Annotated in this window: 15 protein-coding genes; 11 read left to right on the top strand and 4 right to left on the bottom strand. The window is 38.1% G+C overall.

From position 1 onward, the window contains the following. Nucleotides 1-168 precede the first annotated feature (168 nt). The 9 genes from SanaruYs_RS05255 to SanaruYs_RS05215 all read left to right on the top strand — a co-directional run bounded on the left by SanaruYs_RS05255 (nt 169) and on the right by SanaruYs_RS05215 (nt 5,651). Nucleotides 169-1,629 (top strand): hypothetical protein, encoded by a 1,461-nt coding sequence (locus SanaruYs_RS05255; RefSeq protein ID WP_127121485.1) that lies wholly within the window; start codon nt 169-171, stop codon nt 1,627-1,629. Continuing rightward, nucleotides 1,586-2,296, top strand: a complete 711-nt coding sequence (locus tag SanaruYs_RS05250) for a hypothetical protein (RefSeq protein WP_127121484.1) — start codon at nt 1,586-1,588, stop codon at nt 2,294-2,296. The genes SanaruYs_RS05255 and SanaruYs_RS05250 overlap by 44 nt, the downstream gene beginning before the upstream one ends. A gap of 103 nt (nt 2,297-2,399) precedes the next feature. Next, a complete protein-coding gene (locus SanaruYs_RS05245; RefSeq protein WP_127121483.1) occupies nt 2,400-2,648 on the top strand; it encodes a hypothetical protein in 249 nt (82 codons plus the stop codon). A gap of 440 nt (nt 2,649-3,088) precedes the next feature. Beyond that, complete coding sequence (locus SanaruYs_RS05240) at nt 3,089-3,514, top strand: hypothetical protein (protein ID WP_127121482.1); 426 nt, start codon at nt 3,089-3,091, stop codon at nt 3,512-3,514. A 32-nt stretch (nt 3,515-3,546) separates the two neighbouring features. Then, complete coding sequence (locus SanaruYs_RS05235; RefSeq protein ID WP_127121481.1) at nt 3,547-3,780, top strand: hypothetical protein; 234 nt, start codon at nt 3,547-3,549, stop codon at nt 3,778-3,780. Between the two features lie 130 nt (nt 3,781-3,910). Beyond that, complete coding sequence (locus SanaruYs_RS20295) at nt 3,911-4,120, top strand: TSUP family transporter (protein ID WP_246011848.1); 210 nt, start codon at nt 3,911-3,913, stop codon at nt 4,118-4,120. A 63-nt stretch (nt 4,121-4,183) separates the two neighbouring features. Then, a complete protein-coding gene (locus SanaruYs_RS05225) occupies nt 4,184-4,423 on the top strand; it encodes a hypothetical protein (protein WP_174842761.1) in 240 nt (79 codons plus the stop codon). A gap of 62 nt (nt 4,424-4,485) precedes the next feature. Beyond that, complete coding sequence (locus tag SanaruYs_RS05220; RefSeq protein ID WP_246011847.1) at nt 4,486-4,833, top strand: endonuclease domain-containing protein; 348 nt, start codon at nt 4,486-4,488, stop codon at nt 4,831-4,833. A gap of 281 nt (nt 4,834-5,114) precedes the next feature. Continuing rightward, nucleotides 5,115-5,651 carry a hypothetical protein gene (locus SanaruYs_RS05215; protein ID WP_127121480.1) on the top strand — a complete coding sequence of 179 codons (537 nt, stop codon included), beginning with the start codon at nt 5,115-5,117 and terminating at the stop codon, nt 5,649-5,651. On the opposite strand, the gene uvrA is transcribed toward SanaruYs_RS05215, so the two are convergent. Next, nucleotides 5,645-8,494, bottom strand: a complete 2,850-nt coding sequence (gene uvrA / locus SanaruYs_RS05210) for an excinuclease ABC subunit UvrA (RefSeq protein WP_127121479.1) — start codon at nt 8,492-8,494, stop codon at nt 5,645-5,647. The two genes, SanaruYs_RS05215 and uvrA, sit on opposite strands and share 7 nt — an antisense overlap. Before the next feature lie 99 nt (nt 8,495-8,593). Between uvrA and SanaruYs_RS05205 the strand changes: the two genes are divergently transcribed. Continuing rightward, the gene (locus SanaruYs_RS05205; RefSeq protein ID WP_127121478.1) at nt 8,594-9,232 is read left to right on the top strand and encodes a hypothetical protein; all 639 of its coding nucleotides are present in this window, start codon (nt 8,594-8,596) and stop codon (nt 9,230-9,232) included. 178 nt (nt 9,233-9,410) lie between these two features. Here the strand turns inward: SanaruYs_RS05205 and SanaruYs_RS05200 are convergent, their stop codons facing one another. Genes SanaruYs_RS05200 through SanaruYs_RS05190 form a run of 3 tightly spaced genes read right to left on the bottom strand, consistent with a single transcriptional unit; the run spans nt 9,411 to nt 13,795 of the window. Next, nucleotides 9,411-11,456: a VWA domain-containing protein gene (locus tag SanaruYs_RS05200; RefSeq protein ID WP_127121477.1), complete on the bottom strand. Its 2,046-nt coding sequence runs from the start codon at nt 11,454-11,456 to the stop codon at nt 9,411-9,413. Nucleotides 11,457-11,498: 42 nt separating this feature from the next. Continuing rightward, complete coding sequence (locus SanaruYs_RS05195) at nt 11,499-12,770, bottom strand: replication-associated recombination protein A (RefSeq protein ID WP_127121476.1); 1,272 nt, start codon at nt 12,768-12,770, stop codon at nt 11,499-11,501. Nucleotides 12,771-12,772: 2 nt separating this feature from the next. Further along, entirely contained in the window at nt 12,773-13,795 is a 1,023-nt protein-coding gene (locus tag SanaruYs_RS05190; protein ID WP_127121475.1) for a DUF3667 domain-containing protein, read from the bottom strand. A gap of 175 nt (nt 13,796-13,970) precedes the next feature. Here SanaruYs_RS05190 and SanaruYs_RS05185 point away from each other — a divergent pair, with 175 nt between their 5' ends. After that, entirely contained in the window at nt 13,971-14,801 is an 831-nt protein-coding gene (locus SanaruYs_RS05185) for a maleylpyruvate isomerase N-terminal domain-containing protein (protein WP_127121474.1), read from the top strand. Nucleotides 14,802-15,065: the final 264 nt, after the last annotated feature.

The raw sequence follows: 15,065 nt of genomic DNA, 5'->3' as shown, positions 1-15,065 counted from the left end.
TTTGGTATTATAACTACAGAATGGGCTCAGAGAAAAGTGTGAAGAAATTAAACGTTTGCAGAAAAAAGGATAAATTAATTGAATGACGTTTGTATTTTGACTGCCAGATTAACTATCTCACAAGAGCTTCATTTGTAATTTTTTGGAACTGATCAAATAGATTTAATTATGAAGGTAAAGATTAAAACTCTCGCTACTTTAGTAATAACAGCTATTACAATTGTGGTGCTAAACTCATGTAATCAAGATTCTGATATCTTTCAACCAAATTACATAAATCCATTAATTAGCGAAGCAAGATCCTTTTTTGAAAGTGAGTTGGAGCAGCAACAAGAAAATAATAAACATCAGGCTAGGGGATTCAGAAAGAAAATAATTAAGAATCCTCAGTGGCACAAGGCGAACGTCAGGCAACTAAGCTTTGGCGAAGCCGTCATTGTTCCGGTTAAATTTGAAAAAGAACTCTATATCCCAAAGGGAAAAACATCTATAGCACTAAGTGACCTTACATACCTTATATTTAATAAGAATGAAGGAGGTAAAATCAAAGTCGACATCGTGACCTCGATCCCCGATAGTACTTACTTAAATGCAATTGGGGATGTAGCGTTTTCAGGAGTTGTATTGGTTGAAGACTGGAATGGTGACTTTGTTAAAGGCTTCATTCATAAGAACGGAGAAGTTCGACAGATGATAAAAAATGGCGAAGGTGAACTTAATGCTCGTACAGAAACTCTTCCTTATTGTGAAACAATAGAATATTATTCTTGTACAGCTGTTGATACACCCTATGGAAGTTACGTTAATTGTGTACTTGAATATTCAGAAACAACCTGTTATAGTGGAGGAGGAACTTCCGATGATTGGTCAGACTATCCTCCAGAGGGAGGTGGTAGTGGTTCAGGTAATAGTGGATATCCATCAATTGACGACATATTAGCGATTAATGAATGGGAGGAACAAATTAATGATGCACAACTTAAGCCCTGTATGCAGATTATAATTTCAGATTTAAAGAATATTTCACAAGGTTCAGTTGGGCAGATTATTCAAAAATTCTCAGGGAACATACCAGGTTACAACTGGGAAGTAAAAAATGGAACGCTTCCAGGTGCAGAAAATGCTAACACTTTAATTCAATTCAATACATTAACTGGGACAGTAACAACCATCTTCGATTCAAACAAATTCTCAAACGCATCTAACCTATCAATTGCAAGGACTTTACTTCATGAGTCGATACACGCTTACGTTGTTGCAGTTACCTTTAATACGTTGACCGATCCAACCAAACGTGCTCAACTTCTTGGTCCAGATTGGCTAACTGTGGCTATCAACTATGGACATGATTTTATAACAAACAATTACCTGATACCAATTGCTGATGCTCTTGAGCTTTATGGAAAAAGTAAAGGCTATAACTTTAGCAGGCAATTCTATGATGATTTAGCATGGGGTGGCTTGACACATTATCAAACTCCCCCCAATAACGAAACTTCTTTGTTTCTACAAAAAATACCCAACGTTACAGATCGTAATAGAATTTTAAATACAATTGTTGTTGAACTGTCAGGCAAGGACTTTTATGGAAACTCTGTTGCAAAAAAGGGGAATAATGCAGGCTGTTAAGTATATTTTATGTTTTTCCCTTGTGATAATAAGCTTAAAAACATTTAGCCAGAAAATTGATGGTAAATATTTTTATTGTGACCCATCTGGAAGTAGTTGTAAGGAGATTGATTTATATCAGAACAAATTTACAGCTAAGTACTCAGGTGACTTCGGCCTTATTACCCTGAGCACTGGATATTACTTAATAATTAGAGATACTCTTTTGCTATTTCATGTGAATAAAATTGAAGATGACCGAATTGTAACATTGAAAAAAGTTAAATATTTAGACTTGTTAAATGCCCCTACTTTTAGTACTAAAATAAGGTTAAATATTGTTAATGAAATTGGACACTTCATGCCAGGAGTTAATGTTTTGCTTCGTAATCAAGATAATGAAATTTTGAAAGGGCTGGTTACTGATCAGCGTGGGGTGGTGGATATTAATCTTTCACCACTTACAGATGTTGATAATATACTATGCTCTTGGCTTAGTGATGAAGAAAATTTTAAATTAGTTGACTATGCCGGATATGAAAGTATTGTAACCATAAAATTAACCACGAAGGGTTACAAAAGAAGCACGCAAACTGGATGCGAGAAGTATTTGATTATGCGCTCAAGAAAGGGGAGGTTTTCCCTTAAAAACTTAGATAGCAGTGAAATTCTAAATCTAGGTAAGTAGTATTTAAATGCTTTGATAATATCGTTCCTCTGATTTGTTTAACCAGTACGCTTAATGGGCTTTCACTAAGTTAAGGTCGTTAACACAAATCCAACTAAAGCAAATGAAATCATACAAACCAATAATGATCATGCAAATGGTAACAAAGGAACGATTTGTCAATAGTCTTTTACTACTTTTATTTACGCTAATGCCTTTGCAAAGCAAAGCGCAATGGTCAGGTGAAGCTGTTGATTTAATTGCCTATGAGTTGGCAGATCCGATTAAAAAAGAGATAAGATTGTTTATCAGAGAAGCCGATAAAAAGAAACTTAACTGCGACCTAACTTTTTTTCGATTAAGTTTGTCATAAACACAAAATCATTTGAATGTGACACAATAATCTTTTCAAAATCGGTTGACGATCAGTTGAGAGAAATTATTGCAAAAAAGATTAAACAAAACAGGATAAGTTGGTCAAAGATTCTAAGTGAGGTTAATTATTCTAATACTGAAAATCTTAATCTGATTTTTCCTGTTTATATTTCTCGTGATAAATGTTCAACATCCAAACTTACCGGATCACAATGCTGGGAAGTTTTTAACGAGTTACTAGTTAATGGTAATAGCGAAGTTATCATACTTGGTTCGATGAGCTTGTACATGAATGATTAATTAAAGTTAGGGTATTTGAAATTTCCTAAACTATACATAGTAGCTTAGCATGGCCTATATGACTTTACTGTGAATATCAGGTGACCAGTAAAGATTCGCAGAGAGTGGAAAAAGACAGCGTGTTGAAGCTCAATTTGTATGAAAGAATTTATTTTATTCATGATCGTATTTGTTTTTGCAATATCCTGCACAATTCAAAGGGACACTAAATTAAAACCAACGAATAATAAAGGTGGTTATACTATTAACAAGTATACAAGCAACGAGTTGCTTGAAGGTGATAGCGCAATAATTTATGGGTATGTTAAACAGTATGACTCTTTTAATTCAATTCCGATTGCAAACATAAATATTGCTTGTGTATCCGTTTTACCTGATTCTACCGGTTATTATCAGATTAAAGGAAAGGCTGGAAGTGAAACGACCTTCTTAACTTGTGTATCGATTGGTCAAAAATCAATTGAAACTGAGTTCTTTAAGCTACAAAGAGGTGATTCTCTTAACATTAACTTTTTTCTAGTTCAGGATGATAGGGCATTGATAAATTGTGAAGAATTTAAGTAAAATAATATGAGACGTTCAATCCATGCCAGTATATGTTATCGAGAGGAATTTTACTTGGCTGGAATTTCTTATGCCTTGCCCTGCTGGCTAATATCATGATTACAGCTGTGCTGAGTGCACCTTTTCCTTGTCAGCAATTGGCTTTTGAACAGCCCAATGTAGGTGTGTTGTATTTTCCATTTGCCTGGTTACCCGGCTTCGTGCTGCCCATGGTATTGCTTGCGCATTTAGTCAGCATTCGACAGCTGCTAAAAATCAAAGTTTAATAACCCTGTCTTACATTTATATATTCTAAATTCTATCTTCCAACCTCCAGCATCTAACCTCGAACTTCTATTCTCTACCCCTCAACTAGCTTAATTTCATTTCTCAGTAAAAAAGCATTCTCTTTGAGCCATGGAACTGGCAGGTTATCTCGCTTTTGTTTTTGTAGGTGTAGTATTAGGGCTTCTGGGTGGGGGTGGTTCTATTCTATCCATACCAATTTTAGTTTATCTCTTTAATGTGGAACCTGTTTTGGCTTCAGCCTACTCGTTGTTTATTGTTGGTGTTACTTCTCTTGTTGGCGCAGTACCAAAGTATCGCCAGCATATTTACAACGCGTAAATGGATAGTACCTGCTATACCAGACCTTATATGGGAAGGTGACTTTTTAATCCTAAAACAAAGTTGTGGAGTATTTATTGGGCTGATTCTAATGAAGGCGTGCTCCAGCCTGCTGTTGTAGGTTCATTTGAAAATAATGTGGCTCACTTTTTTACTAAAGACACATTTAACTCCAAAAATATTGTAGTGGTTTTTCGTTGGGATGTTCGAAACAGAGAAAATCCAATCTGGAGTCAGGCATTTACGGAAGACATGGGAAAAACATGGGAGTGGAATTGGTATATGTCTTTTAGTAGATTATAAAAAGATAGCGTTAAGATGAAGGACTACATAACCGATATTTAAGATGTACACAGAGGCTAGGTGTGGAAAACAGTATAGAAGCAAACAATAGAAACTTTTACGCTTACAATCCTAAACTGCAACCCTTTGCCAATCAATTAAGAAAAACCATGACCAAGGCGGAACCTTGTTTAAGGAAGTATGCTTTGCGCACAGGTAAACGAAAAGGTTTCAGAAGACAAAGACTGGTGCTAAATTTTATTGAAGACTTTATGTGCAAAGAATTAATGATGGTAATAGAAGTTGATGGTATTACCCACACATGGGAAGAAACAATTAAAAAAGATCGACTAAAAGATGAACAGTTAACAGCTGCAGGATTTCATGTGCTTCGATTTACTGATGAAGATGTGTTAAAGAAAATAAATTGAGTTAATGAATCGATTGAGAAGACTATTGAAGAAATAGAACGAAATGCTACAGAGCCTATTAAGAAAAGAAGAGTGCGGAAACTAAAACGGCAATCACCACCCCCTATCCCCGCCTCTCTGGCGGGGGGACAGTGCTGCGAACTTCACAGAATGAATCAGCGTAGTATAAAATTAGCTTTGCAGATAAGGCCGAAATCATTTATTTTAATTTTTAACCATTGTACACATGATTATCAAGTGATTGTAAACAAACTTGGCAAAATATTTGTTAATACTTTATTATGAAAAAAGTTTCAGTCTTATTCATTTTAGCGCTTTGCTTTTATTCTTGCAGCTCTCCACGCAAAATTGCACTCACAAGTTTGGGTGACGAACGGTATCGGTACATTTTTGATTTTAATAGCAGAGTTGCCCAGCAAAAAATGCAAGCAATGCGGAGTAACTATACACAGGCTTCCATTGGTGTTAGTATGATTGATGGAGTGGGAAACTCTTTCAACCATCCACGACAACTGGACACTTATACCTACATGCCAAAATTCTTTAGAAGTATTATTATTATTAATAAAACTGGTGAGACACTCTATGCAGATGTTCTTAACGACAGGCCTCTGGACAATGAGTATAATTGTTCTGTGATGAATATTCAGCTTCCCCCAAACGAAAGTGTTATTTTTATAGCGTATGTTAATGATTCGTACGAACTTAAATATGGAGGAAGTCTTGAGTCCAAAACGAATAGTTACACCTTTGATCCCTACGAGGGAAAGAAATTATTCGTAGAAAAAAATGGTGTTAACCTTACAAAAATTTACTGAAGTTCAATTTTTAAAAACTTACCAGTATAGCTAGTTGTATTTTTCGCCACTTGCTCAGGTGTACCTTGCGCAATAATCTGTCCGCCCTTGCCACCGCCTTCAGGTCCTAGATCGACAACATAATCTGCTGATTTGATCACATCCATGTTGTGCTCAATTACTAGCACGGTATTTCCTTTATCGACTAGTTTTTGCAAAACATCCAGCAAATGAGAGATATCCTGGAAATGTAAACCCGTTGTGGGTTCGTCTAGTATATAAAATGTTTTTCCGGTATCGCGCTTCGATAATTCTGTAGCCAACTTAACACGCTGTGCCTCTCCACCTGAAAGTGTAGTAGCGTGCTGGCCTAGTGAAATGTAGCCCAAGCCAACTTCATTCAGTGTTTCGATTTTTCGTAAAATTTTCGGTTGGTTTTCAAAGAAGTTTACTGCTTCTTCTACCGTCATATCCAACACATCTGAAATTGATTTACCTTTAAATCTTACTTCAAGTGTTTCCCTGTTATAGCGTTTGCCTTTGCATGTTTCACAATGCACATATACATCCGGTAAAAATTCCATTTCAATGAGACGTAACCCTGCTCCTTCACATGTTTCGCAGCGACCACCTTTTACATTAAATGAAAAACGTCCTGGTTTGTAGCCACGTATTTTCGACTCCTGCAATTGTGAGAATAAATCACGGATATCGGAAAATACACCTGTATACGTAGCAGGATTTGATCTTGGTGTGCGACCAATCGGTGACTGATCTACTTCAATAACTTTATCTAACTCGTCTAAGCCATCAACTTTTTTGTAAGGCTTGGGCTCCGTTCGGGAATGATAAAAATGTTTGTTGAGAATAGGAAAAAGTGTTTCGTGAATAAGTGTTGACTTACCACTACCTGACACACCTGTGATACAGGTGAAAGTACCCAGCGGCACATGTAAGTCAACATTTTTTAAGTTATTACCTTGTGCGCCCGTAATGGAAAGTTTTTTACCAGAGCCTTTACGTTTTTCTTTCTTAACATTTATTCCCAGCTTACCCGACAAGTATTTGGCGGTTGTGCTGTTGTTCTTTAAAAAAGTTTTTGGATCACCCTCTGAAACCACCTGGCCGCCATGTCTGCCTGCACCAGGACCGATGTCAATAACGTAATCGCTCTCTAACATCATGTCTTTGTCATGCTCCACTACAACAACTGAGTTTCCTAAATCGCGTAAATCTTTTAAGGCTTTAATCAGTTTTACATTGTCGCGCGCGTGTAAACCAATACTTGGTTCATCAAGAATATATAATACACCAACTAACTGTGTGCCAATTTGTGTGGCAAGGCGAATGCGTTGCGCTTCGCCACCACTCAAAGTTTTCAGTGGTCTGTCTAGGCTTAGATAATCCAAACCAACATCCAATAAAAATCCAATACGCTTACGAATTTCTTTTAGTACTTCCGTTGCAATTACATTCTGTTTGGCGTTAAGTCTGTTTTCAAGCTTATCAAACCATTTATGGAGTTGCTGAATATCGAGATGCGAAAGTTCTGAAATATTTTTATCTGCAATTTTGAAATGAAGTGATTCCTTCTTTAAGCGTGCTCCATTACATTCCGGGCATGTTCTTACAATCATGAAATCTTCCAGCCATTTGCGAATACTTTCAGAGCCTTCTTCTTTTTGCTTTTCTAAAAAATTAATAATCCCTTCAAACTTAGTGTTCCATTCTGTGCCAGGGTATTTAACTGAAGCCACAGCTACTGGTTCATCATCACCATACAATAAGGTTTTGATTGCCTCTTTGGGTACTTTGTTTAATGGTGTGCTTAGGGTTAGCTTATAACGTTTGAGTATGGCTTCAATCTTTTTAAATATCCATATATCGCGATACTCACCCAATGGCAAAATGCCACCCCGACTAATACTTAATGTCTTATCAGGAATTACTGACTCTTCGGTAATCTCTTCAATTTGCCCGAGTCCATTACACACAGGGCAAGCACCATAAGGCGAGTTAAATGAAAAAGTGTTAGGAGCAGGTTCATCGTATGATAAACCTGTAGTTGGGTCCATCAGAAATTTAGAGAAGTGATGAAGTTTTCCATTTTCTTCCAGTGCCATGATTACACCCTTGCCTTCTTTCAACGCTTTGTTTACCGACTGCGCAATGCGCACCCTGTCTTTGGCATCTGCAACAATGCGATCAATAACTACTTCAATGTCGTGAATTTTAAAACGGTCTACCTGCATTTTCGCAGCAATTTCCTGCACTTCACCATCTACACGCACTTTAGTATAGCCTTGTTTGCGTATTTGCACAAATAGTTCGCGGTAATGTCCTTTGCGGCCTTTTACAATTGGTGCCAGCAGGGTAAGTTTCTTTCCTTTAAAATTTTGAAGTAATGCATCCACAATCTGATCTTCTGATTGGCGCACCATTCTTTCACCTGATAAATATGAAAATGCTTCACCAGCTCTTGCATAAAGCAGACGCATGAAGTCATAGATTTCGGTAACGGTGCCTACAGTAGAGCGTGGGTTGCGTGATGTTGTTTTCTGTTCAATGGAAATTACGGGGCTGAGTCCGTTAATTTTATCAACATCAGGTCTTTCCAAATTACCCAAAAAGCTTCTGGCGTAAGCCGAAAAACTCTCCATGTATCTTCTTTGACCTTCTGCATAGATGGTATCAAATGCCAAAGATGACTTTCCGCTGCCGCTGATACCGGTAATAACAACCAATTTGTTGCGTGGAAAGGATACAGAAATGTTCTTAAGGTTGTGCTCGCGTGCTCCGATTACCTCAATATTATCGTGACCTGTGGCATCGGTCTTTTTTAGTACAGAAGTGGCTTTGGCCATTAATTAAAGAGTTAAAGAAAGAATACAAAAATGAGCGGCTGATTGTTTCAGAACAAATCAAAATTGTAACAAAAACCTGACAATAACGACTTAGCTAATATGATTACGATCATCGATTGGCTGAAAAAGCAATTCCTGGTAAGATTATTTGTTATTTACCTGCGCTACCTGACTGGTTTTGCCTTTGTATTCGCTTCTATAATTAAAATTAAGGGTGAGCGTTTTACCCTGATTCCGCCCACGGAACCTGTAGGTTATTTTTTTGAAGCCATGTATCAAAGCGGTTTTTACTGGAATTTCCTTGGCTGGGCGCAGTTTATATCCGGAGCCTTGCTGATGTCGCAGCGTTTTTCGACTATTGGAGCGCTCGTCTTTCTTCCAGTTATCACTAATGTCTGTCTCATTACTCATTCAGTAGATTTCGGCTCAGGCACGCCTGTCATCACCACTTTAATGCTGTTGGGCACAATCTTTCTGGTGTTCTGGGATTATAAAAAATGGATCATTCTATTTAAAAAGGATCACACCATTTATTTGGACTTGCGTAATGAACCGGAAGATAGACTAATGAATGATCCTGTATGGATAGCTGCCGGTATGCTTTTCGTTTTTTTTACTGTTGCCTTTCAACTCTCGGGGGGCACTTATGCAATAACCTGGGTTGTGTCTATGTTGGCAACAGGTATTATTGCTTTTATTTGGGTAATGCTAAAACACAAAAGAAAATTGGCTAGCTAGAAGCCATCTCAAAAATACTTAGAAACAAAATAATCGCGTCATTGCGATGAACGAAGCGTTGAACGTGTGCTGGGTGAAGAAGCAATCTATTTAGGAGAATTTAAAGCAGCCAGCTGGATTGCTTCTCCCGATTTTATTGGGAGAAGCAATGACGAGTCCTCTTATTTTGAGATAGGATTTAGTATGAACCATAATACTTACGCAGAAACCATTCGCTACTTACGAGGACTAAGAGTAAAAAGAATGTCCACTTTAAGTTAATCAGGTTATCATACTTTTCTTCTGATTGGATTAAAGCAGTGGCTTTTTGCTGTGTAAGCGATGTGTTTAATGTTTCGATGTTCTCAGCGCTTACAAATAATCCTCCCGTTTGCACAGAAAGTTTTCTTAGTAAATCAAAATCGGCAGTAAGGTTTTGCAGTTCGATTTGCTGGCGACTTACCAAAAATTCTCCTCTCACTTCCTCTTTCTCTTTCAGTGTAGTAGAAGCCTTGTATCGGTATACACCTTCCGACAAACCGCCAATGGTGTAGCGTGTGTTTCCTTCGTTGGTTGTATATCGGTATGTATTACGTTGTCCTGTCTCGCTGGTTAGTTCTATCTCAATAGTTTTGCCATAAACTGGTTCGAAAATATCGTTATACACCTGTGTTTCGAATTGAACAGATTCTGTATCCAGAAACTCTTGTTTTATTGGGTAGCTTCTGAATTTCCTTCGATCATCGGTGGTGGATAAGTATTGAATCAGCTTACCAAACAATTCGTCAAAGCTTTCTGTATTTTCATTTCTACTAAATTCCTGTAATCTCCAACGCCACAAACCTTCACCCAGCATAAAGGCCACTTTTCTTTCTTCTAACTGATCAAGGTATAAAAGTGGTTTGTCTGTTACCAAGCTTCCTACTTTTTGAAAAAGTAACGGAGTAGCTGATGGAGGAATTTGCATTTTTACAAATGGCACCGAGGCTGGTGGAAAAGATTGGAAAACACCTGCAAGATTTGTTTCTGCAGTAAACACTGAAAAGTCAGTATTAAAAGCAGGCACTACATCATCGAATTGACGTATGCCTCCTTCAATTTTTACAATTCCATCTTTATTCAATTCCTGCCAATTGGTTTGTTCGCCTAACACAAAAAACAAAGAGGCTTTTGTAGCTTGTGCCTGTTGCAATAATTGTCTTGTTCGCCCTTTAAGATCCGGTACCTGAAAGAGCATAATTAAATCTGCCTCTTTACTCAACTTACCGAAATCATTTTGGGTGGTTCCCGGTATGTGTAGATCAAACTCATAATTTTCATTTTGCTCTACTACGGCTCTCAGGGCTTTAATGTCTGGATGTGGCGCAGAAGCTAAAGCCAGTATTTTCTTTTTACCGGATACAACTTCCACAAAAACCGTAGTTCTATTATTGGTTGTATTCCACTCTTCAGCTTGTGGGGTAATTACAATTTCGTAACGCTGTAACCCCTGATCTGCCGCGAGCGGTAAAAACTCCACACGGGTCAGTGCTTCATTGGTAATGTTGACAGCTTTCTTTTCAAGTAGTTTGCCTTTGTTCAACAAAGAGACATCAACAATTTTAGCTAAAAATCCTTTTGCGCTCAACTCTATTCTTACCGGAAAACGATTACCCTGATAGGCAATTTTATTAAAGACAGTATTTTTAATAAAAAGATCTATGCGTTTGCTTGTATCGCCCACTCCGATTGTGTGCACGGGAAAATTGAAGGTTGAGTACAAAGGTGAAATACCTGCATTGTAAATACCGTCTGAGATAAATACTAAGCCGGCCACTTTTTGTCCTTCGTAGTCGTTGCTGACTTTTTTAATGGCCGATGTAAAATCGGAGGTTCCGTTAGGATCTTGTAGTGTACGAAACTCAACTGTGTAATCTTGTTCTTGAAGATCACGTTGTAATTTACCTAGCTGTTGCGTTATCGCTTGTTGTTTTATGGAGTCTGTTACTTCGTTTACCGAACCGCTATCGTCTTGCAATACAACAATAACAGGTTTGATAAAGAAATTATTGACTTGTTTTAGAATGGGTTCTAATAAAAGTAGTGCCAGCAGAAAAATTAATAGAGTTCTGGTTACAAAAAGCACTTGATTGATTCTTTTGCTCCAGGGATATTTTATTTTATACAGAAGATAAGCAGCACCCAGCGCAAGTAGCAGGCACAGCACTAAATACAAAGGTGAGGATTCAAAAATTATTCTACTCATTAAGAATTATTTCAGATTCAATATTTCAAATTTCAAAAAACCTTAATAGCCATATTTTTCTTTCCACAGGGTGCGAAGGTGTTTACGCATTTCTTCTTCTCTCGCATTCTTACCCGGCTCATAAAATTTCATTCCTTTAATGGCATCGGGTAGAAACTCCATGTTCACGAAACTATTTTCATAACTATGTGCATATTGGTAATCTTTACCATAACCAAGATTCTTCATTAGTTTGGTCGGTGCATTTCTTACCGATAAAGGTATGGGTAAATCACCTGTTTCATTTACCTTCTGTAAAGCATTTTCGATAGCCATATAACCGGCATTGCTCTTTGGCGAACTGGCCAAATATACCGCACATTGGGCGAGAATGATGCGCGCTTCAGGATAGCCAATCACATTAACGGCCTGAAAGGTGTTGGTAGCCATTATTAAAGCAGTAGGGTTAGCGTTGCCTATGTCCTCTGACGCTAATATTACCATTCTACGGGCAATGAAGCTTACATCTTCGCCACCTTCAATCATGCGAGCCAGGTAATAAATGGCTGCGTTGGGATCGCTGCCGCGAATGGATTTGATGAAGGCTGAAATAATATCATAATGTTGCTCACCACTTTTATCGTAAATGGCAATTTTCTTTTGCGCCACACTCATTACTAGTGCATCCGTGATTACAACATCTGGCGTCTCCGAGGATTCAACGACCAGTTCCAATAGATTCAACACTTTGCGTGCATCTCCACCCGACAATTGAAAGAGCGCTGCATGCTCCTGAACATCTATCTTTTTTTTCTTCAGCACGTCATCCTTTGCAATGGCTTGATGTATCAGCTGAAGCAATTCTTTTTCTTCCAATGCCTTCAATACATATACCTGGCAGCGCGAGAGCAAGGCTGCATTCACTTCAAAAGATGGATTCTCCGTTGTAGCACCAATCAAGGTGATAATTCCTTTTTCTACAGCACCCAATAGTGCATCTTGCTGTCCTTTATTAAAACGATGGATCTCATCTATAAATAAAATTGAACGTGGAGAGGCTTTCGCTTTTTCAATAACTTCACGTATATCTTTTACTCCGGCACTGATGGCACTTAATATGTAAAAGGGCTTCTTTGCTTCGTTGGCAATAATATTGGCCAGTGTTGTTTTACCTACACCCGGTGGCCCCCAGAAAATCATGGAAGGTATTGTGCCTGAACGTAAGACTGTGCGCAGCATACCCTTCTCACCAACTAAATGTTGCTGACCCACTACATCGTTTAACGTAGAGGGGCGGAGACGTTCAGCTAATGGTGCAGATGATTCTGATAACATGATTATAATCTTATAAAGGCTATTAAGGCCAAACCTGCAATACCAAAACTAACAACGAAAAGGAATAAGAAATTCAACAATAAAAATTTAATAACTGTTTTTGCTCTTCCTTGCTTGTATACTTTACGCATGGCTTTGTATAGATAAATGAAAATCCACATGTATAAACCCAATTCTAGCCACCATAGCCACTCTACTTTACTTGCAAGGATAATTAAAGATCCGATGAGATATATAAAATCGTAAAAAAATATGGTGAAGATCAGATGTTCTGAATAGTAAAAATCACGCCTGACATAAAAGAGTTTGAGTAGTAAGGCGAAGAAGGGCATGAGAATAAATATCATCTTGGGTGTGTTTTCCATCATGTCATTCATGAAGGCTTTTGCTATCTGACCCTGAGTGGCTCCTGCTTCAACTTCTCTTCCCTTCCGCTCAAAATATCGTTTAATGTATCCATCACGTTTTTCAGCGGGTAAAGCATTTTGTAAAGAATCGTATTGGGCTAGTGTTTTTGCCACTTTGCTTTCGGTACTTATTTCTACAGGTTGATACCCGAATTTCAAGCCTTTGGTATTTTCTCTAACCAATGAATCAACATTAAGTGAATCTTGTACCGTTTTAAAATCTCCCTTCTCTTCGAGATCCATATCATCGGTTGAAAATACTGTAGAGAAAAGCAGAAAAAATATAAAACTCAGAAATACATACATTCTGGCTGGGTGATAAAAACTTTCTCGTTTACCAGCATTGTACTCGGCTGTAATCTTTCCTGGATAAAAAAGCAGGTATTTAAAAGTCTTAAAAAATTTAGATTCAAAACTATAGAAAGAACTGATGAAGTTGATCAACAAATCGCCAAGGTTTTGTCGGGCTGGTAAATCACGCTGACCGCAGTTTCCGCAATACTTGCCCGTTAATGGTGTACCACAGTTGAGGCAATGTTGTTCACCAGCGCTTTTGCCTGCACGTTCAGCATCAATAAAACCTTCAGCGAACGGTAGGGATTTTCCAAGATCTTCCATGGGGAAATTTTCTAATTATATGCCGCTCAGTTAAGCATTTATATTGACTCACCTCCAGTCCTCTCGAAAGGAGAGGATGAATATAGAGACTTAACTAAACGGCATTGATTTCTAATTGCTAAAGATAGAATGAAAGCGGTAAATTGCCGAAGTAGTTAAAATTAAATGTGTTAGAATGTCTGTTCCCATTCGTGTTTCTCATTTATTCAGGTCCTTAGATGCCAGTCTTATTGAATTACTGAAATCGTTAAATGCTGACGAGTGGCAAGCACAGACAGTGGCCAAACTTTGGAAGGTAAAAGATGTAGCCGCACACTTATTAGATGGTAATATTAGAACGCTGTCAATACAAAGGGATGTGTTTTTCGGAGAACAGCCTGGTGATATACAATCCTATCAAGACCTTGTTACTTGGCTCAACCAACTAAATGCTGATTGGGTAAAGTCCAGCAAACGTATCAGTCCGAAGGTTATGATCTTGCTGCATGAAGCAACAAGCCACCAAACCTGCACTTACTTTGAATCGGTTGACTTAAATACAAAAGCTATTTTTTCTGTTGCATGGGCGGGCGAAGCAGAATCACAAAATTGGTTTCACATTGCCAGAGAGTACACAGAGAAATGGTTGCATCAACAACAGATCAGGGATGCTGTTAACAAACCAGGCATATTGAATCAAAAGTACTTCAGTCCTTTTCTGGAAACTGTAATGCGTGCTTTACCCTTTACGTTTAAAGATATTGATGCAGCTGTGAATACAGCCATTCAGGTTGATGTTGCACATGAAATTGTAGACAGCTGGTTTTTGGTGAAGCGTGAGACAGGATGGGAATTGTTAAAAGAAAAACCAGCACTTGTTATGGCTCATGTACAGCTTGAGGGCCATGCTGCATGGAAGTTGTTTTCAAAAAGTTGGAGAGCAGAAGATATCCGAGCTTTTGTAAAAATGGAAGGTGACCAGTTTTTAGGTGAGCAGGTGTTGACGCTTGTTTCTTTTATGGCTTGAATTTCCTCGGGCTGTGTCTTCACAGCCCGAAATAGGTGAGGTGAATCATTCAGATATTTATTATATAAATTACTTTGATGCTGGTCTGTGCGGACACAGACCAATGTAGAGAGTATATCTGCAAGTTTTAATTGCCGTATTTTATTATTCGTATCGTCCCCGAAAAGGGAGACGACACTTGGAGCTGATGCAGGTCTATGAGGACACAGACCAGGGCACAGGACCAATGAAAAACAAAAAGACCACCTCAGTATTTTGAGGCGG

The organism is Chryseotalea sanaruensis (genome assembly GCF_003990915.1).
GTDB lineage: Bacteria > Bacteroidota > Bacteroidia > Cytophagales > Cyclobacteriaceae > Chryseotalea > Chryseotalea sanaruensis.
This window is presented reverse-complemented; position numbering and strand designations above follow the sequence as displayed.

What these genes read in the sequence shown, in the direction of transcription:
- SanaruYs_RS05255 (WP_127121485.1), top strand. Translation starts at nt 169, where the DNA reads ATGAAGGTAAAGATTAAAACTCTCGCTACTTTAGTAATAACAGCTATT.
- SanaruYs_RS05250 (WP_127121484.1), top strand. Translation starts at nt 1,586, where the DNA reads ATGGAAACTCTGTTGCAAAAAAGGGGAATAATGCAGGCTGTTAAGTAT.
- SanaruYs_RS05245 (WP_127121483.1), top strand. Translation starts at nt 2,400, where the DNA reads ATGAAATCATACAAACCAATAATGATCATGCAAATGGTAACAAAGGAA.
- SanaruYs_RS05240 (WP_127121482.1), top strand. Translation starts at nt 3,089, where the DNA reads ATGAAAGAATTTATTTTATTCATGATCGTATTTGTTTTTGCAATATCC.
- SanaruYs_RS05235 (WP_127121481.1), top strand. Translation starts at nt 3,547, where the DNA reads ATGTTATCGAGAGGAATTTTACTTGGCTGGAATTTCTTATGCCTTGCC.
- SanaruYs_RS20295 (WP_246011848.1), top strand. Translation starts at nt 3,911, where the DNA reads ATGGAACTGGCAGGTTATCTCGCTTTTGTTTTTGTAGGTGTAGTATTA.
- SanaruYs_RS05215 (WP_127121480.1), top strand. Translation starts at nt 5,115, where the DNA reads ATGAAAAAAGTTTCAGTCTTATTCATTTTAGCGCTTTGCTTTTATTCT.
- uvrA (WP_127121479.1), bottom strand. Translation starts at nt 8,494, where the DNA reads ATGGCCAAAGCCACTTCTGTACTAAAAAAGACCGATGCCACAGGTCAC.
- SanaruYs_RS05205 (WP_127121478.1), top strand. Translation starts at nt 8,594, where the DNA reads ATGATTACGATCATCGATTGGCTGAAAAAGCAATTCCTGGTAAGATTA.
- SanaruYs_RS05200 (WP_127121477.1), bottom strand. Translation starts at nt 11,456, where the DNA reads ATGAGTAGAATAATTTTTGAATCCTCACCTTTGTATTTAGTGCTGTGC.
- SanaruYs_RS05195 (WP_127121476.1), bottom strand. Translation starts at nt 12,770, where the DNA reads ATGTTATCAGAATCATCTGCACCATTAGCTGAACGTCTCCGCCCCTCT.
- SanaruYs_RS05190 (WP_127121475.1), bottom strand. Translation starts at nt 13,795, where the DNA reads ATGGAAGATCTTGGAAAATCCCTACCGTTCGCTGAAGGTTTTATTGAT.
- SanaruYs_RS05185 (WP_127121474.1), top strand. Translation starts at nt 13,971, where the DNA reads ATGTCTGTTCCCATTCGTGTTTCTCATTTATTCAGGTCCTTAGATGCC.